Origin of the sequence: Archangium violaceum Cb vi76, from assembly GCF_000733295.1 — a bacterium.
Lineage (GTDB): Bacteria > Myxococcota > Myxococcia > Myxococcales > Myxococcaceae > Archangium > Archangium violaceum.
In genome coordinates, this window is record NZ_JPMI01000254.1 from 1 (window position 1) to 1,091 (window position 1,091).

The following is a 1,091-nucleotide window of genomic DNA, read 5'->3' on the forward strand; positions in this document are numbered from 1 at the left end:
GAGGCATTGGCCACCACGGTGCCAGCGGGGGCTCCGTTGATGGAGACCCGCACCGTGGTGCCGGCCTCGGCGGTGCCCGCCAGCACGGGCGTGGCGGTGTTCACGTGGGAGCCGTTGGCGGGAGCCGTCACCACCGGAGCGGCCGGTGGCAGCGTGTCCACGGTGAAGGAGACAGTCGAGGAAGCGACGCTGTCGTTGCCCCCGACGTCCGTGGCGGTGGCTCGCGCCGAATGCGTCCCCTCGCTCAGGGGCGTCGAGAGCGTGAGGCTCCAGGCCCCCGAGGCACTGGCCGTGGCCGTGCCCACGCTCGAGTCATCCACCTCGAGGGTCACGGTGCTACCGGCCTCGGCGGTGCCGGAGAAGGTGGGAGTGCGGGTGGTCAGCAGGGAGCCGTTGACGGGGGCCGTCACCACCGGGGCGAGCGGGGCCACGGTATCGATGAGCGCGACCCTTCCCCCCGCGACGGCATTCGGCAGCACGGAGACGAGGTAGTGGCCGCTGAGTCCTGGCGGGAGCGAAGCCCGCACGGCGGTGGCGGAGAATCGGGTGAAGGGAACGCGGAGGAGCGTCCCCTGAGCCACTGACTGGAGGGTGAGCACGGGGACATCGGAGGGAGAGTGGGCGGTTCCTCCTCCGCCGGCCTCGGAGACACCCCGGAAGCCGGTGCCGGTCACATCGAGCGTTCGAGCCGCCTGGGAGACCGAGAGGACCACGGGACGCCAGGCCTGCTGCGCGCCCGTATCCTCGTACACCTCCACGCTGGCCATGAAGCCCACCACGCTATGGCCACCGACGATGAGCACCTTGCCCTCGGGCAGCAGCGTGGCGGTATGGTCCGTGCGGCCCCAATCCTTGGCCAGGGAGCCGTGGGTCGTCCAGGTTCCGGTGGCCGGGTCGTAGACCTCCGTGCTGGCCGGGTTGCCCACGACGAGCACCTTGCCCGAGGGCAGCAGCGTGGAGGTGTGGGTGAAGCGGGTCGCGGCCAGGGAGCCGGTGGCGCTCCAGGTCCCGGTGACCGGGTCGTACACCTCCGCGCTGGCCAGGACGCCGCCAGCCGCGCTCCGGCCGCCCGTGACGAGCACCCTGCCATC

At 72.0% G+C, this 1,091-nt stretch carries 1 protein-coding gene; it reads right to left on the reverse strand.

Annotation, left to right across the window (positions count from 1 at the left end):
• Positions 1 to 1,091: Kelch repeat-containing protein (locus Q664_RS58265; RefSeq protein ID WP_043405778.1), on the reverse strand; the 1,091-nt coding region annotated here is incomplete at both ends.